The 17,569-nt window shown below is 39.1% G+C and carries 16 protein-coding genes; 5 read left to right on the top strand and 11 right to left on the bottom strand.

Features of this window, described 5'->3' with window-relative positions; genetic code table 11:
- Window positions 1-111 precede the first annotated feature (111 nt).
- The 5 genes from ACOZ9X_RS02180 to pyrH all read right to left on the bottom strand — a co-directional run bounded on the left by ACOZ9X_RS02180 (window position 112) and on the right by pyrH (window position 5,196).
- On the bottom strand, window positions 112-1,008 hold the full coding sequence (locus ACOZ9X_RS02180) for a hypothetical protein (RefSeq protein WP_423416843.1): 897 nt from the start codon (window positions 1,006-1,008) through the stop codon (window positions 112-114).
- A 28-nt stretch (window positions 1,009-1,036) separates the two neighbouring features.
- The gene (locus tag ACOZ9X_RS02175; protein ID WP_423416842.1) at window positions 1,037-1,153 is read right to left on the bottom strand and encodes a hypothetical protein; all 117 of its coding nucleotides are present in this window, start codon (window positions 1,151-1,153) and stop codon (window positions 1,037-1,039) included.
- Window positions 1,146-2,234: a Ger(x)C family spore germination protein gene (locus tag ACOZ9X_RS02170; RefSeq protein WP_423416841.1), complete on the bottom strand. Its 1,089-nt coding sequence runs from the start codon at window positions 2,232-2,234 to the stop codon at window positions 1,146-1,148. The genes ACOZ9X_RS02175 and ACOZ9X_RS02170 overlap by 8 nt, the downstream gene beginning before the upstream one ends.
- The gene (locus ACOZ9X_RS02165) at window positions 2,231-3,754 is read right to left on the bottom strand and encodes a spore germination protein (protein WP_423416840.1); all 1,524 of its coding nucleotides are present in this window, start codon (window positions 3,752-3,754) and stop codon (window positions 2,231-2,233) included. The genes ACOZ9X_RS02170 and ACOZ9X_RS02165 overlap by 4 nt, the downstream gene beginning before the upstream one ends.
- 707 nt (window positions 3,755-4,461) lie before the next feature.
- Window positions 4,462-5,196, bottom strand: coding sequence for a UMP kinase (gene pyrH / locus ACOZ9X_RS02160; RefSeq protein ID WP_416729445.1), 735 nt, complete (start codon window positions 5,194-5,196; stop codon window positions 4,462-4,464).
- Between the two features lie 373 nt (window positions 5,197-5,569).
- Here pyrH and ACOZ9X_RS02155 point away from each other — a divergent pair, with 373 nt between their 5' ends.
- Window positions 5,570-6,346 (top strand): hypothetical protein, encoded by a 777-nt coding sequence (locus tag ACOZ9X_RS02155; RefSeq protein ID WP_423416839.1) that lies wholly within the window; start codon window positions 5,570-5,572, stop codon window positions 6,344-6,346.
- Between the two features lie 61 nt (window positions 6,347-6,407).
- Here ACOZ9X_RS02155 and ACOZ9X_RS02150 read toward each other — a convergent pair whose 3' ends face one another.
- Together ACOZ9X_RS02150 and ACOZ9X_RS02145 are read right to left on the bottom strand one after the other, a co-directional pair.
- Entirely contained in the window at window positions 6,408-7,136 is a 729-nt protein-coding gene (locus ACOZ9X_RS02150; protein WP_423416838.1) for a ZIP family metal transporter, read from the bottom strand.
- A gap of 143 nt (window positions 7,137-7,279) precedes the next feature.
- Window positions 7,280-9,019, bottom strand: coding sequence for a mechanosensitive ion channel (locus tag ACOZ9X_RS02145; RefSeq protein WP_423416837.1), 1,740 nt, complete (start codon window positions 9,017-9,019; stop codon window positions 7,280-7,282).
- Window positions 9,020-9,570: 551 nt separating this feature from the next.
- On the opposite strand from ACOZ9X_RS02145, the gene ACOZ9X_RS02140 reads away from it, so the two are divergent.
- From ACOZ9X_RS02140 to ACOZ9X_RS02130, 3 genes are read left to right on the top strand one after another with little or no spacing between them, the layout of a single operon-like run.
- Window positions 9,571-10,599 (top strand): ABC transporter ATP-binding protein, encoded by a 1,029-nt coding sequence (locus tag ACOZ9X_RS02140; protein WP_423416836.1) that lies wholly within the window; start codon window positions 9,571-9,573, stop codon window positions 10,597-10,599.
- On the top strand, window positions 10,583-11,371 hold the full coding sequence (locus tag ACOZ9X_RS02135; protein WP_423416835.1) for an ABC transporter permease: 789 nt from the start codon (window positions 10,583-10,585) through the stop codon (window positions 11,369-11,371). The genes ACOZ9X_RS02140 and ACOZ9X_RS02135 overlap by 17 nt, the downstream gene beginning before the upstream one ends.
- A gap of 3 nt (window positions 11,372-11,374) precedes the next feature.
- Window positions 11,375-12,178: an ABC transporter permease gene (locus ACOZ9X_RS02130; RefSeq protein WP_423416834.1), complete on the top strand. Its 804-nt coding sequence runs from the start codon at window positions 11,375-11,377 to the stop codon at window positions 12,176-12,178.
- 85 nt (window positions 12,179-12,263) lie between these two features.
- On the opposite strand, the gene ACOZ9X_RS02125 is transcribed toward ACOZ9X_RS02130, so the two are convergent.
- The 4 genes from ACOZ9X_RS02125 to ACOZ9X_RS02110 form a co-directional block, all read right to left on the bottom strand.
- Window positions 12,264-12,863 (bottom strand): superoxide dismutase family protein, encoded by a 600-nt coding sequence (locus ACOZ9X_RS02125; RefSeq protein WP_423416833.1) that lies wholly within the window; start codon window positions 12,861-12,863, stop codon window positions 12,264-12,266.
- Window positions 12,864-12,929: 66 nt separating this feature from the next.
- Window positions 12,930-13,631, bottom strand: a complete 702-nt coding sequence (locus ACOZ9X_RS02120) for a Type 1 glutamine amidotransferase-like domain-containing protein (protein WP_423416832.1) — start codon at window positions 13,629-13,631, stop codon at window positions 12,930-12,932.
- 132 nt (window positions 13,632-13,763) lie between these two features.
- Window positions 13,764-15,077, bottom strand: a complete 1,314-nt coding sequence (locus tag ACOZ9X_RS02115; protein WP_423416831.1) for an ABC transporter permease — start codon at window positions 15,075-15,077, stop codon at window positions 13,764-13,766.
- On the bottom strand, window positions 15,061-15,765 hold the full coding sequence (locus tag ACOZ9X_RS02110) for an ABC transporter ATP-binding protein (RefSeq protein WP_423416830.1): 705 nt from the start codon (window positions 15,763-15,765) through the stop codon (window positions 15,061-15,063). Before ACOZ9X_RS02110 ends, ACOZ9X_RS02115 begins: the two co-directional genes overlap by 17 nt.
- Window positions 15,766-15,923: 158 nt before the next feature.
- Between ACOZ9X_RS02110 and ACOZ9X_RS02105 the strand changes: the two genes are divergently transcribed.
- Entirely contained in the window at window positions 15,924-17,561 is a 1,638-nt protein-coding gene (locus ACOZ9X_RS02105) for a M20/M25/M40 family metallo-hydrolase (RefSeq protein WP_423416829.1), read from the top strand.
- The last annotated feature ends 8 nt before the right edge of the window (window positions 17,562-17,569 follow it).

Below are 17,569 nucleotides of genomic sequence, written 5' to 3'. Positions count from 1 at the left end.
ATCAGGGATTTGGAAAGTAACAAAAGTTTAAGAATGACAATAAAATGAAATCTAATATAAAAAAAGCTAACAGAACAGCGTCTTTCTCGCCTCTGTTAGCTTCTCATAAAGTTATCGGTTTCCTCGTTGCACGACTTTAGATAGGAATTTTACTCCATCACCATAGCTAAATTTCCTTGCAGCACGTCTAAACTCTTTCAACCCTTTACGAGTAACGTTGAAATACGGATCAATGAGTCCTTCTTCTTTTAATTGATTGGCCGTTTCAATCGTGATAGAGTGCTGAATCTCTCTCATCTTGTGATTGAACTGCTCTAAACTCGCATTTAATACAAACTCTTTGCCTAACAACTGGACGATATCTTTCGCGTTTCCAGTCTGAGCAGTCTCTTCATCTATGTATTCTTCTTCAATATATTCTTGTTCAAACTCCTCTATATCTTCTTGCTCTTGTTCTTCTAAAGGTTCTAATAATGTTGTTATTCGGATAATCTCTTGTTTTGCTAACATGATCTCTTTTTCTTTTTGCAGCAAATAATCTATGTAATCTTTTTTATCTTCTTCATGAAGATCTTCCATTACTAAACGGTTCTTCACTTCATTCTGAACTTGTTTCATACGTTTAATCTGCTCTTCTTGAGATAACAATTCTCGCACGAGCTCTTCTTCTTCAGATTCTGTTAATGTAACTTCAGCGTTATCATCTTGTATGTAAACTTCTTCTACTCTCTGTTCTTGTGTTTCTGGCTCTGACTTACTTTTACTAGCCATTGGCATAACAGATTTTCCAGCCGAAACAAAAGCCATAAGTGCTTCATTTACTTTCACATAAAACATACTGCAGATCCCTATCGCAAAAACAGCTACAAGAAATGCTAGCAAGTCTGAAAAATGAAACGTAAATTCAGTAATCACTAACTTGTACATGAATACAAGTGCTATTAAACTAATTAAAATCATTTTGAACCAGTGATTACGAATCTTAATTTTCTCATCTGTTGTCTTCAAATCAATTGCCCCCTTTAACTCGTCATCCCTATAAAGGAATAACCATATAAACATTCGCGATGGTTTTATTTTTTTGTCCGCAGAAAGGAGAATGCAAAAAACAGCTTTCACAATAAATGGAAAGCTGCTTAAATAAATTATTCAATAACTCCTGTTTCTACCACATCTACTTCAGTTGATACTTTAATTTTCATAGAAGGATACTGCTTTTTAAAAACTTGATAGTCCCAACCTTTTTCTCGTCTTCGTACTTGGTCTCCTAGTCCAAGTGGATCAACTTTTAATTTTTGAAACTTCTTCACAATACCCTGTGCTTCATCTTGTAATTGTTTCTTCAACGTTTTTTCAATAAGGGCAATGTTTGCGGGCTGTTCAAGATTTAACCAATGCGGATACTCATGAATCTCTCCAAGAATCTTCATCTTTACGTTAAACTCGGGAACGCCATTCACTTTTTTTATATCATAGGTTGTTGTTCCTTTTATATTACGAATAACCGCATGGCCCTTTCTTTTTTCTTTCTGAATCTCCACCTCATAGTTACCTGATTTAGAGCCGTCCAGAAGAACTTTAAACGCAAAAGATTGCATGTGATTTAGCTTTCCCACATACTTATCTCCATTAAAGAGAGCTATGCCTTCAAGCTGGATCGACTTTTTATGCGTTTTTACGATTGGTAAGAAAGGGTCCATACCTTCACCGTAATAGCTATAAAGAAATACATGCAGATTCGTTTTTGGCAAATTTTCACTCTTAATATTCTGATCGAGCAAATCGGCTAAATACATGGATGGGAGAGCAGAAGCAGTATACTTCTTCGTTAAAAGTTCATTCGTGCTGCCATCAACAACAGTCAGGAAAAGACGATTTCCTACGTTAGGGTCTCGATAAAGGGAATTTACGATCTCTAAAATTCCTTTTTCTGCAAAGCGGTCATTGAACAACACCACACGCAGCTGTCCTGTCGTAAGTGTCTTAGGAGATTGCGTATTTAGTTTAGACCGAATAAACCGACTCGTGTGAGATACTGCTGTTAAAGTTTCAACTCGAACATTACCATCCATATTAAACACTGGATAAGTAATGGTACCTCGAATACTTTCATCTGTTTTTTTGTCAAAGCCGATCGCATGTATAAGTTGGACTTCATCGATGATTTCTTTCGGCACACACCCTGCTAGTATCAAGATTAAAAAAAGAATACAAAGTTTATACTTTTTGTTCATTCGTCGATGTCCTTTTTCTTTCTCATTTCTTTCACTTTGTCTTTAGATGGCAGATTCGTTCCTAACGAGACCGGACGCTTCAATAGTCGATTGTATGGCAGTCGGAAGATAGTATCAGTCATATCTAACAAACGAGGCGGATAGATCGGCTGTAGATAAGGTCTGCCTAAAGACTCTAGTCGCAAAAGATGGACAAGAATAAATGACATAGCCAGTACGATGCCCACCCCACCCCAAAGTGCCGCAAAAAAGATAAATGGAAAACGAAGGATTCGAATCGTATTCGCCATTTTATAAATCGGTGTTGTAAATGATGCCAGCGCAGATAGTGATACGATTATTAACAGAATGTTACTCGTTAGCCCTGCTTCTACGGACGCTTGTCCGATTACAATACCTCCAACGATACCGAGTGTTTGACCAACTTTCGTAGGAAGACGAGCTCCCGCTTCCCTCAACAGCTCAATCGTCAATTCTAGAAACAATACTTCTAATATAGGTGGAAACGGAATGTTCACGCGCGACGAAATTAAAGGTGCTAATAGATCTTTAGGTATCATCTGATAATGATAAGTTAGTACGGCTACATAAAGGGGTGTTGCAAAGGTTGAGAAAATAACTGAAATAAAGCGTATGAACCGGAACAATGAACCTAAGAGCCATGACAAATAATAATCTTCTGGTGATGCAAAGTATTCTGAGATGCCCGTAGGTCCAAGGAGAGCTTGGGGTGAACCTTCTGAGAGGATCGCAATTTGTCCATAGTTTAACATCGCTACTACCCTGTCAGGTCGTTCGGTCGTTATGAGTTGCGGGAACACTGACTTCGTATTATCGGATATGATCTGCTCTAAATAAGAACTATCCGGAATGACCTCCAGTTCAATATCCTTTATTCGCTGCATCACAGTGTTCAGGTTCTCTTTTTCAGCAACCCCTTCTAAATAGGCGATAATTACACGGGTCTTAGAAAATTTTCCAAGCACGACTTCTTTAAACCGAAGTTCAGGAACAGGCAATCGTCTTCGAATCAAATACAGATTGCTATCTAAGTTCTCAATAAAAGCTTCTTTCGGTCCTATTACAGAGAACTCAATTTCAGAGACAGATACCGGACGGTTTGTTGCAAAGTTCTCTGCACGAATGACTGCACATTCTTCATCGTATTCTCCTAGTTGAACAACGATAAAACCACGTAATAGCTTATTTTGAATCTCTTTTATATCATTTGTGATCGTAACACTCTCGATCGGTAATATATCTTTTAAATCTTTGATGTTTCTAAAATCTTTGCTATGTATTAAATAAGGAAGCAGATCTCGATGAAGCAGTTCTCCATCGATCATCGCTTTATAATAAGAAATGTAAATATGGTGATGCACCGTCTTTTGAGGATAATGGATAAAATCAGCAGACTCCTTCGCATTATCCACAAGCTCTCTAATATCGCTATACGTATTATCAGACAGATCAATTGTATGACTCTGCTCTTTCGACTTCTTTTTAAACCATTTCATCATGACGACTCACACCTCTTTTCTACTTCTTAATATGAGATGAGGTGAATGGAAATATACAAAAAAGCATTCCGATCCATGACCGGAATACTTTTTGATAATCATGTATAAAAGTTGATTAATGTAACCAACATTAGAGGCTTTTGCAAAACCAAAACATATTATTTCTTTTGCTTTTTACTTCATTGACAAGTTGATTGAAGTGAAAGATGCGAGACTCCTATGGGACGAGCGGTCAGGTGGAGACTCCTAATGGCGTAAAGCGGAAGTGACTCGTTCAGCCCCGACAAGCAAAAGGTAAAAGGGCGAGGACGGCGCAATTTGCCTTCTTGACCGTTTAACTTTTGACCTCGAAGGGCTAGTCACTGCAACTAGACAGGAGGCTCACCGCACGCCCCATGGAAAGCGAGCATCTGTAACGGAAATCAACTACTTTCAAAAGCTAAAATGTATACGAAAATGATTTTTGAATTAAGTTCTTCCCTAAACTTTTGCTTCTTTTAATCTCTTTTGCTTTTTACTTCATTGACAGGTTGATTGAAGTGGAAGTGCGAGACTCCTGCGGGACAGGTGGGCGGGTGAGACACTTATACGTGAAACGTACGAATGTGGCTCACCGCCTGCCCCGCGGAAAGCGAGCATCTGTAACGGAAATCAACTACTCTCAAAAGCAACAAAGGATAATACGAAATTAGCTTTTTAAAAATAATTTACACAAGAGCTGTTTCTATATTGTGACTGATGAATGTGCCTACATCTTCACCGTTACATATCTTCAGAAACGACCCTTCTTGATTAAAATCAAAGAGATGGATCGGCAATCCATGATCACGAGCAAGAATGAGGGCAGATTGATCCATTACTTTTAAATTGTTCCTGATAGCCTCATCATAGTGCAAAGTAGCATATTTCCTTGCCTGTTTAAACCGATTTGGATCGCTGTCATATACACCATCTACTCCCTGCTTTGCACAGAGTATGGCATCGCAGTTCATCTCGAGCGCTCTTTGAACTGCTGGATAGTCCGTCGTCACATAAGGTTGACCATTGCCTCCAGCAAAAATGACGATATATCCTTTGTTTAAATGATGTACCGCTCTTAAACGAATGTAAGGTTCTGCTACAGCACTGATCGGTACAGAGCTCATCACTCTTACCTCTTGATCTATTTTACTTTTTAGTACCCCTCTAAGCATCAAGCTATTAATAACTGTTCCTAACGTTCCGATCTGGTCAGCTTCAACTCTTTCAATTCCCCAATACTCTGCTAGATTCCCTCTAAAAATATTCCCTCCACCTACAACGATAGCCACTTCAATACCTTTTTCAAGAACAGATAACACTTCTTTTGCAATATGGTTTAAAGAAAGGTGATCAAAACCTGATCCTTGTTCGCCAGCGAGCGCTCCACCACTTAATTTAATTAATACTCGTTTATAACGCATCTGCTTTTTCCTCCTTCTTCATACACATAAAGAAAACGGGGTACAAAAAAAGAACAAATGACAATAAAAATGTCACCTGTTCTTTCGAATAAGATGGATTGTAAGGAATTGAGTACTTTTATATCGAGTTCCCTTCATTACAATCCCTCCTCTTTTCTTCTTTTCAATCATTATATACAAGAAATTGAATTTGGGTGAAATTTTACTGCATTTTTTTAAAGGATTGTCATCTTCCAGTCAATAAACCTGCAAAAAACAAAAAAATTAGTTTTAAAACTTATATATATAGACAAGTGTCATATGCATTTTCAAAACTTGTTACATATAATGCATGGACAAGAAATAGTCAATACCATTACCAGGAGGCAATATTTTGAATTGTAAAAACAAACTCTCACCTCGAGAGCTTGCTAATTTATTATGTAAGCACGTAACAGTAAGAGCAGGGGAAGATGTAGAAGAATCCGGCAAACTAGTCTGTGTTGGAAGAGACTTTATAGCAATCAAGACAGATGACAAAGAAGTTCTTTACTTTCCTTTAAATAATGTAAGATCCGTTTCAGTAGCAACAGATAGAAACTGTTGCAACACAGACCGTAAGAAAGTTTGTAATGATACGTTCCAATCCATCTTACGAAAACTGATCAACTGTAAAGTAAGAGTGAATGACGGAAGTGACGATGATGGCGAAGTTGAAGGCGTTCTAACTCGTGTTAACCGTACATCCATCCAAGTCGTAGAAGACGACGAACTCGTAATCATCGCGATCGGCTCTATCAACTTTATAACGCAAGCAGGCGAAATTGGTGACGACGAAAGTAGCAACTGTAGAATCTTATGCTGTAGAAAAGAAAAGCCTTGCTGCAAGAAAAAAGAAGAATGTAAGCCAGAATCTTCTTCAAGTTCAAGCTCGAGCTCAAGTTCTAGCTCTAGTTCATCTGTAGTATGGTGCAAAAAAGAATCTTCTTCATCTTCATCTTCTTCCAGTTCTTCTGTACTGTTGTGCAAAAAAGAATCTTCTTCATCTTCTTCATCTTCATCTTCTAGCTGGTGTAAAGAGTCTTCCTCAACACACGATCACTGGAAGAAAAAGAAGCACAAGAAAAGAAACTCTGAAGATCTAGAATCTAGAGGCTGGTTCAAGCTTTAATCATAATGAAGCTGTTCAAAAGTTTTTACTTTTGGCAGCTTTTTTCAATTTCATCGATCCATCATGATAGATGAGTTAGAAGCATCGAACATAAAAGGCCTAGAGAAGTTATAAAACCTACGGCTACTCCAGCATCTTCATGTGCTTCAGGAAGCATGGTTGATGCTACCATCGCCATGATGGCACCTCCAGCAAAAGCCCCGATCAACGATAGTGAAGCTACAGAAGCATTCTCTAGCAAGAGATACCCTAGAAAAGCGGCTAGTGCAGATATAGCAAAAACAGAAAGCCACATTCCAAGAATTTTCCGTCGAGAAAATCCTTCTCTTAACAACCCTATTGAACTTGAAAGCCCTTCAGGAAAGTTGCTTAAAAAAATGGCCACGACAAGGAGCCAGCTTACTTTGCTATGATCGATTAAGCTTGCACCAATCAAAACAGATTCTGGAATGGCATCTAACAATGTTCCAAGGAAAATAGCCATGCCTACCCCTTTTATTTTTTTATCGCCTGATTTTTTCCTTTCATGACCGCCTTTTTTGGCAAGAAAACTATTAATGCCCGTAAAGATCGCTGCTCCTAAAATAAAGCCGGCAGAAGTAACGATTAAATCGCTCTGCTCTACTGCCTCGATCAATAGTTCAAAAGAAACGGCACCTATTAAAATTCCTGTTCCAAAAGCCATAATCCAAGCTGTCCATTTTTTAGGAATTCGAAAAGCTAGGGCTGTAAAACATCCTAAAAGTACAGCAGAACCTGCTATTCCTCCCCAGAAGGCGGCTAGTAACATCCTGTTTAACTCCTTTCCTACTTATTCTCACTTCATTAAATCCTTTAATAGCATTTATAGTTCAGTTGACAACAACGTGATTAAAAACGACTCATAAAGGGATAGTTTCACCTCTATGAGCCGATTTCATTCTATTTTTTTAATTACTCATTTCGTTTTGGATTATTGTTTATACCAAATTCTTCACTAGGTGTGTTTAAATGATCGAACTGACGATCTTTTGCAATCGTATGAGGCTTATTAATATCCACATCGATAAGATTGCTTTCCGGTTTAGAAGAGTCTGTTCTAAAATCTTTTAGACTCGTCTTGTCTTTCCATTCTGCTGGGTCCGGACTTTGAATCGTTGTCTCTTCCATTTTCCGACTCCATTTATTAAGCGTACGTCCAGCCGCTTCACGACCACCCAGTCCGAATGCTAGACCAAACGCAATCGTAAAGCCACCTAAAATGAGTATGAATGCAGCATTTACGATCGTTTTCGCTACTCCAAGTTGATCAAGTGCCATAAAGAAAGCAAGTGTGATAATCGTATACTTCGCGATGTTGCCAAGCAGCTTGCCTTCAGTTTGTTGTTTGATCATACTCTGAACAACGCGTTTCACAAGGTCTCCAGCATAGAACCCGATTCCTAGTATCAAGACAGCTGTTAACACCATCGGGATATATGCAAGTACCACCGATAGTATATTAACTAAGCTCTCTAGCTTAACAAGCTGCAGGGCTTCAATCGTAAATAGCAGCACCACAACGACTTGAGCCGCATATCCGATCATTTCAGAGATCGTAAACGTCTGATTGGTTTTATGAAGTGATCCAAGACCCATCTTATAAAGGATACCATTGAACCCAACTCGTTCTAATAAAGAGGTAACAGCTTGTTTTACCCATTTTCCTAACCATAATCCGACTGCTACTAAAAGAATCGCAACAATGATATTTGGAATCATGTCCATGATCTGACCTAACATACCGATTGCAGGTCCCGAAATACCATTGATATCAAGTGTTTCTAAAGCTGAAATAACAACTGGAATTAAGATAAATACATACACGATGGTTCCTATGATTTGAGAAAGAGAAGTCTTTTCAAGTGCACGTTCGGCACCTAATTTTGAAGCTAAACGATCTGTACCAATGCTCTGTAAAAAGTTCACAATGATTTCTTTAACGATTTTAGCAACCAACCACCCTACAAAAAGAATGATTGCCGCTCCGAGCAGTTTTGGTAAGAATGCGAAGAGGCCTGTTAGCATGCCTTCCAATGGTTCAGAAATGGCATCAATGCCTAATGCAGATAATACTGCTGGCAGGAACAATAGCAATGTGAGGTAAAATACAGCTTTTGATGCTGAGAAAACAGCCTTGTCAGATTGAGAAGGATCACGAGTCAACTTCCAACGGTGTAATAACCTTTCAAATCGGGTATTCTGACCTAACTTTCTGACTAGTATTGATAAACCAGAGGCAATTAACCAAGCTACTGCCGCGATTAATGCGGCTTTTAGTAAATTAGGAATCGCTGCCGCAATCACACCTAATGCATTAGAGATCGGTTGTGCGACATACGGAAGACTAAGCATGTTCAAGAACATGACAATGGCTACTGCCATAAGGATCCAAAACACAACCTTACTGATCACTTCTTCAGAAGAATACTTGCTGGTGCGCGTTTGTTGCAGTTGATCTTCATGGGTATCAGGCTTCATCCACCTCGCGACTTTGTTATCAAAATCCGTTTTGTGTAATGCTTTTTTTACTGCTTTTGCAACCAATGAGGCGATAAGCCAACCAATTAATAAAACTAAAATAGCAAGAAGCAAATCTGGCAATCTACCTAAATAAGCCATCCAAGAATCTGTAACTCCATTGTAATCGTACATGTTCGTCCTCCTTTTTCTCATTTAATAAGGCTGTTCTTCTATTCACTGTTGTTCTTCGAGAGTGGTTGATCTCCGTTCCAGGTGCTCGCTTTCCGGGGGGCGTGCGGTGAGCCACCTTGCCGCTTTGCGCCAGAAGGTGTCTCACCTGTCACACTGATCCCCCAGGAGTCTCCCACCTTACACTACAATCAACTTGTCAATGATGACCTTTAATGGAATATCAAAAGCAACAGTAGTATAAAAAAGAGCCTTTCATAAAAACGTCTACATTAGCTCTACTTTCCCAAAGCTTGAATTCGTTAAACTAGAGCTTTCTATCCGAGAACAAGGATATATTTTACATTTGACTTACTTTTAGGTATACTTAGTGCAACCGTTTTCAAAAAGGAGAAGGATACTATGTGGATTTCTATCATTCAATCAAACTAACTTCATATCCCTTCGATTTATAACCTGGCGTGTTTTTTTGATGAGCAAAAAATTACATATGCACACACATCCGCAGGTATTTGTCTGTGGTTTTTTTGTGTCCATTTTTAAGGAGAACAAATATGATCGTCGTAAAAAATTTAGAAAAACATTATAAGATTGCAAAGCGAGATCCTGGATTAAGAGGAGCCATAAAATCATTGTTTCATAGGAAATTCGAAACAAAAAAAGCTGTAAAGAAAATCAACATGCACATTGAAGCGGGAGAGATGGTCGGCTATATCGGTGCGAACGGAGCAGGCAAATCGACAACGATTAAGATGTTAACAGGCATTCTCACTCCAACTTCAGGAGAGGTTAAGGTAAATGGAATCATCCCTTACGAGAACAGACAACAAAACGCAAGTCATATTGGTGCTGTATTCGGTCAGCGTACACAATTATTTTGGGACATTCCGGTCAGAGAAAGCTATGAGCTTCTTAAACACATTTACGAGATTCCCCAAGCACAATATGAAGATACTTTAAAAGAGTTCGTAGACGTACTTCATTTAGAACCTTTACTTGGTATCCCTGTAAGACAGCTTTCATTAGGACAAAAAATGCGTTGTGAACTTGCTGCCGCTTTTTTACACCGACCAAAAGTCGTTTATTTGGATGAACCTACAATCGGATTAGATGTTGCTGTAAAGGTTCGAATTCGTGCTTTCATCAAACAGATGAACGCTAGATATGGCACAACTGTGCTTCTTACCACTCATGACATGCAGGATATCGAGGAGATCTGTCAGCGAATTATTATCATCGATGATGGAAGTGTAATCTATGATGGGTCGATCCAAGATATCAAATCGCAGTTTGGTGATAAGCGTGTTATTCATTTTGAGTTAGAAGATGCTGCTGATTCTTTTGTTTTACCGGAAGCAATAAGTGCCCTAACAGAGGTACTTCCAAAAAGCGATGAAGATCCTCATCTTATATCTCTTTCGTTCAGCAATAAAAACATCTCTGGTGCAGAAGTTATTCATACGATGATGAACCATTATGCTGTAGCAGATCTAACCATTGCAGATGCAAAAATAGAAACAATTGTAGAAGAAATCTATGGAAGAGGCATGAAGAAGGAGGTTCAGCATGAGGAAATACGTTGAGTTTGCTAGAGTGCAGATGCAAGTACATGCTGCCTATTCAGCATGGTTCTGGGCTAATACTTTCTCCATTTTGCTACGGATGCTTGTTATCTATTTCTTTTGGAAAGCCGTGTACAGCAGCCGAACGGAAATAGAAGGACTGGCTTTTGATGGCATGATTACGTATATCATCATTGCAATGTTTTTACAGATGTTCGTTTCAGGGGTAGGGCAGGAACTGGCACATACCATTAAAGATGGAAATGTTGCCATTGAACTGATGAGGCCATACCACTTGATTACTCGGTTGGTCGCTATGGATCTAGGTGATAAAGTTATTCATTTCGTACGTGGTGCTCTGCCTCTTAGCATTCTTGCATTTATTTTTATGGATATCACACTGCCAACTTCATGGCAGAGTGGTCTATTATTCTTACTCAGTGCCTTTATGGGTATTTGGATTGGTACTTTTTTTGATCTATTGATTGCGATTCTAGCTTTTTGGACCATAAATCTTTGGGGTCTTCAAGTTATGAAAGAAGCCGTTATCTCCTTTTTTTCCGGTGCACTCGTCCCACTCATCTTATTTCCTGAGTGGTTTCAAACGATCAGCCTTTTTCTGCCGTTCCAAGCGATGGTCTATGTACCCGTTGCCATCTACACTGGCATCCTCTCAGGAACAGAAGCTTGGCTTGCGCTCGGATCACAAGTATTTTGGGCGATATCACTCTTTGTCCTATTAAGAGTGTTATGGTCAATCGCAATAAAAAAGGTAACTATTTTTGGAGGTTAGGAGTTGACACTGATGCTATCACGGTACATAAAATTATATTATTTGTTCTGCAAACAAAACTTAAAAGTCATGTTGGAGTACAGGATGGATTTCTTACTTGGTGTCCTCTCTGTTATGCTTCAGCAGTTCGCAGGAATTTTCTTCGTTAAAATTGTTTTTGATCATATACATGCATTAAACGGTTGGACCTTTTATGAAATTTTATTTATATACGGAATTGCTGCCACTGGCCGCTCCATCCACCATATATTCTTTGATAATCTTTGGACGCTTGGCTGGCAGTATATTCGACCAGGAAAGTTCGACCGTCTCTTGATCAGACCGATCAATCCTCTCTTTCATTTTATCGCAGATCGCTTACAGCAAGATGGCTTTGGTCAGTTGTTCATCGGGATTATCGTCATCAGTACAGCCATGCCACACTTAGACATCTCATGGGGCGTCCTTGAATTTTTAATACTGGTTGTCATGATCATCGCATCTGGATTCATCTTCGTGGCGATTAACCTCTTCTTTGCGACTTTGTCGTTTTGGATGGTCGACAGTCTGCCAATTGTTTGGACGATCTTTAATTTAAGTGATTTTGCTCGTTATCCTTTAACGATCTATCATAAAGGAATTCGTCACTTCCTAACATGGATTGTGCCTTATGGTTTTACTGCTTTTTATCCTGCAGCTTATTTTATTAAAGGTTCAGGGTTTGAAAGATTGGCTCTGTTAACACCCGTTGTCGCAATTGTCTCTTGCATCCTTGCGTACTGGTTTTGGAATAGAGGGCTGAAGGCATTTACGAGTACAGGAAGTTAATTAAAAAGCTGTCACCTCATCAGTTATGATGAGGTGACAGCTTTGTTTTAATGGTATTTGCATAGGGATGCCAACGATAATAGCCTTACTTTTTAATAACCCCACACAACACACGGTCTCCTGAATTACCTGCAGGATCGGTCTTATAATCATCAGCCTTGTCATGGATAACAAGCGATGTTCCACCATTGGCAAAAAGCGAGTTGTCACTGCCTTCTGAAAGTGTCACGAGGTTGGATAGAACTTCGTCTTTTACGACTCCGCTTTTATCAGCCTTCACATTTTGAATATCTCCTACGTGTGGTCCCTTCGGATTCAGAAATCCATGCTTCTTTTCGGTAGGATTAAAGTGTGCTCCTGCTGACTTGAAATCCGGTGGTGTACACTTTGCTGTTTCATGAAAATGAATGCCATGTTCACCTGGCTTTACCCCTGTGGCGTTCACTTCCACCTTAACGCCATCTCCTGTTTGGGTTAACGTTGCTTCTCCTGCTTTATCTCCTTTTGCATTAACAAGGTTTACGATATAAGATCCGCCCTTCACCTTACTAGATGCAGCTTGAGATTGCGCTTTGGACTCTTCCATATCATGATTTTTATGTTCGTTCTCTTTATCTTTGTTTCCACATGATGCCAGTAAGAGTAAGAGCATCATGTATAACAAAACCATTCCTAATTTCTTCAAAGCGATTTACCTCCTGATGATTAACGAATAGTATATTCTCCGCCCAATCATCAGAACTTTAAACCTTTATTTTAAAAAAAGTGTTTCAAGCATCTGTTCGTTCACTTTATGTCCATCAAACTCTACTAGATAGGCTTTCGCGTTTTCCCTTGAACTGACAACGGTATGCAGTTCGCCATTCACAAAATGCAGTCCCGCTCCATCATCTGCAGCATATCCCGCCTTCAGTCCATTTTTGATAAGTTTATGATAGGCAGGTCTTCGCTCTATTTCTCCATCATAATGCGGGCAATGACTTCCTTCTATGAAGCCTAAACAGTCTAGCTTAGTGAGTGGACCGAACGAATCGGTTACGCCTTCATCAAACCAGCAGAGAGATCCCGCGCTGAGTCCCGCTAATATCTTTCCATCTTCATATGCTTTCTTCAAAAGAACATCTAGCCCCCATTCTCTCCATAGCGCTAGAAGATTTTTTGTATTGCCTCCACCTACATAAAAGATATCCTGCTGCTCTACAAAACTCTCCAAATGTTCAGGTGGTGAAAAAAGTGAAAGATGTGCTGGTTCACAATCTTCTGATTGAAAAGCTTTATAAAATCGTTCGATATATCCATCCGCATCTCCGCTAGCTGTAGGAATAAAACAAATGCGAGGTCGATCAGCTGTACTCTGCTTCAGAATATACCGATCTAATCTTTTATTTTCTGGCTCCATGGAAAAGCCTCCGCCTCCCATGGCAATAATTTGCTTTCTGGTGTTCTGCTTCATATGCTCATTCACTCCTCTGTTATATCCCTTTCGATAGTGATTTAGAGTTATCCTCTAAAAAGAGCTAATCCGTTTTGATCGCTTATACAAAAAATAGCACCAGCCGATTACTTAATATCGGCTGGTGCTCCTTTATACATCTCTTCTTAATGCTTTTAATACATCAACTGTGGTAGCTTTGGCTGCCGGCCGCCAACCAGAAAGTAAAGTTACGCTCATACAGATCGTAACAGCAATTACAGTCAGACTCCAGGGGATATAAGATAAAATAAAATCTTCAGGTGGCTTTTCGTTCATAAACTGCTCAACGATGATAGGAAGAGCGAAATTTATTCCATAGCTGATGAGATACGCTAAAATGGTTCCTAAGCCCACTCCCCATAAACCGATGTATCCACTCTCTAAAAGGAAGATGCGCTTGATTGTTTTTGGTGTAGCGCCGATCGCTTTCATGATCCCGATATCTTGGGAGCGTTCCGTAACAGCCATCGTCATCGTATTAAATATTCCAATAGAAGCAATAAGTACAGCAATAGCACCAATAAAGATTAATCCTGCTTTAAACAATGTAAAATAGATGTTCAGTTCTTTTAGTTCGCTAACAACAGAATAAGTAAGATATCCTTTATCTTTAATCTTTTCGGACACTGCTTTAACATCTTCGGCTGAAGACGTATATACTTTGACAGAAGTGTAAGAATCATCACTGCTCTTAAGTTCAGGATCTATTTCACTTAATAGCGTCATAATTTCACTATGAAGATCGTCTGTAATCATGACCGAACTATCTGTCATCCATTCTTTTTTGGGTTTCTCTTTAATTCCTACAACTTTTACTTGTACCGTTTTTATCTGTGTTTCTGTTTTGATGTCTGGATTATCTACCTTCATATGATAGGTTAATGTTTTATTTAATATATCTCCGTTATAAGCAAATTCCTTCATCTTCTTTTGTGCCTCTTCTTCACTCATCCCTTCTGTAAAGTTTTCTGGCATCTCTTTTCTTAGTTCTTGAGCAAAATGGTGTCCGATTATAATCTCATTTTTACTCTTAGGCATTCTTCCTTTTTCAAGCTGTAGACCCGCTTTTCTCTCAGAAGGCATATTTGCGCTGTTTACTTCAGCATATACTGTGTATTCTCCTAGGGACATTTCGCTCGCAGGTACATATTTCTTTCGACTAACCGCTTTAACATTCTTAATATCTTGGAGTTTTTTCACGTCTTCCTCAATCAAAGGTCCGTTTTCCTTCCGTATTTCGATCTCGTTCATCAATCGATAACTCATCACATCATCTACTGCAGTCTTATGAATCGCAAAACCTACAGAGGCGAGCATGATCAAGAAGGCACATCCCATCGTAGATGCCAGGATTGTCATCCATACACGGGTCTTGTTTCTTTTCATATTACTTCTTACGAACCGATGTTTATCTTTGAACTTCATGAAGCTTGCTCCCTTCTCTTAAGTAACCGTCTCTGATCTCCACTTTTCTGTGAGCAATAGAAGCTACTTCATGGTCATGTGTAATGATTAAGAACGTAATACCATCTTTTTCATTCAATTCTTTAATGAAGTTTAATAGTTCTTTTTCATTCTCAGAATCAAGACTACCTGTTGGTTCATCTGCTAGGATAAGAGGAGGATTCAGAATTAGTGCCCGGGCTATACTAACGCGCTGCTGCTGACCTCCTGAGAGCTCTCCAGGATAATGACTTTGATACTGCTCTAATCCAACCTTCTTTAACATTTTCATCGTTTGATCTTTTCTATCTTTTTCGCTAAGGCCTTTTAATACTAATGGTAGCTCTACATTTTCATAAGCTGTCATACTAGGTATCAGCTGAAAGCTTTGAAAAATAAATCCTAGATGCTCTAAACGAAATTCAGCCCATTTTGATTCAGACAATCTACTTACCTGTTGTCCATCAATCGTGATCTCTCCTGTTTGCGATTTAATAAAACCAGAAATCAGATTTAATAGAGTTGATTTACCTGATCCGCTTCTTCCTACGATCGCTACGATCTCACCTTCTGCTACTTGTAGATCGACATGATGCAAAACAGGTACAATATTCTCTTTTTCTTTCTTACCAATTTTAAATGCATAAGATAGATTCCTTACAGAAATCATGCTGACACCCCTTTTGTACTAAGTGTACTATTCGTTATAATACACATATACCATTTTCAGTGATTCACTGTCAATACATTCCAAGAAACTTTTTAAAGAAGGATTTACAGGGAAAGAAGAGTATAGGTAACAAAGACAAACATCTAGGAGGTACACATATGTTAAAGTGGCAAACAAAAGAGGGATATAAGAAATTATTAAAAGATCTAGTTTCAATCCCCAGCATTACCCATCATGATGGAGAATTGTTCATGGCCGAACATCTGCACCATACGCTCTCATCATTAGACTATTTCACGAAACATCCTGAATACGTTCGCCATCATCCTCTTCCAGATGGTCGAAAACTGATCACTGCATTTGTACAGAATGATCCTTCGATTAAAGAAACCATTATTCTGCTGAGCCATTTTGATGTTGTTTCCGTAGAAGACTTTGGTGAATGGAAGCATCTCGCTTTTCGCCCAGAAGAACTGACTGAAAAGATCATCGAGAACAAAGAGCTGCTGCATACTTTTGTTCAAGATGATCTGAATAGCGGCGACTGGCTCTTCGGTCGTGGCATCATGGATATGAAAGCTGGCGTCGCTCTTCATATGTCGATGATCGAAAAAGCGACAACCGGTCATTTTAAAGGAAACGTACTCATGATCTCTGTTCCGGATGAAGAAGTTCATTCTGAAGGAATGCTTGCGGGTGTCAGTGTCTTACGGCAGCTTCAAGAGGAGTATGATATAAAATACATCACATGTTTGAACGGAGAACCAAGCTTCACAAAATACCCAGGAGATACTTCTTCCTACATGTATACAGGATCAACAGGCAAGATTCTTCCTGGTTTTCTTTGTTATGGTAAGGAGACCCATGTAGGTGAGCCACTAGCAGGTATGAACGGAAACGTGATGGCTGCTGAGATTACAAGAGAACTAGAATGGAACGTCGATTATGTAGAGAAGTTTCGTGAGGAGGCTACTCCTGTACCAACAAATTTGATTCAAAAGGATTTAAAAGATCACTACTCTGTTCAGATTCCGCACGCAGCTGTAACACTGTTTAATCTCATGCTCTTTAATCGATCACTATCGGATATTACGGATATGTTAGTAAAAAGTGCAAAAAGCGCAGCGCTTCGATTAGAAGACCATCTCTTTGAAAGAAGCAAAAAAGTCTCTGAAATCGTACCGTTCACGCCGAAAAAAGAAAGTATTAAAGTACTTACTTTTAATGAATTATATGAACACGCCGTGACTAAATATGGACAAGAAGAACTCGATCGGAGAGAAAACATGCTTCAGACGAACAATCCGAATGCCGATGAAAGAGAGCTGACGATACAATATGTATTTGAGCTAGCAAGTCTTTGTAGAGACATCTCTCCGATGATCGTCTTGTTCTACACACCGCCTTTTTATCCAGCTGTATGTTCAAGTGACCACCCGCTAATCAAAGCTACGTCGGATATGGTAGTCAGTTATGCAAAAAACACGTTCAATAGCGAGCTAGTGAATGTCCACTATTTTAGTGGCTTATCTGACTTGAGCTATATCGGGTTTCATGGAGATTCTCGTGATCTTTCATCTTTTACAAGTAACTTCCCATTACTAGGATCTCGTTACCATATTCCATTTGATGATATGAGAGAACTTGATATTCCGGTTATTAACATTGGTCCACTCGGTAAGGATGCACATCAATGGACTGAGCGGCTTGAGATCAACAAAGTCATGGATGAAACGCACCCGTTAATCATTTTTGCGATGGAAACGTTATTTGATCAAGCAAAAAACCAGATCTGAGGAAGATC

Origin of the sequence: Fictibacillus nanhaiensis, from assembly GCF_049537595.1 — a bacterium.
Classification (GTDB): domain Bacteria; phylum Bacillota; class Bacilli; order Bacillales; family Fictibacillaceae; genus Fictibacillus; species Fictibacillus nanhaiensis_F.
This window is presented reverse-complemented; position numbering and strand designations above follow the sequence as displayed.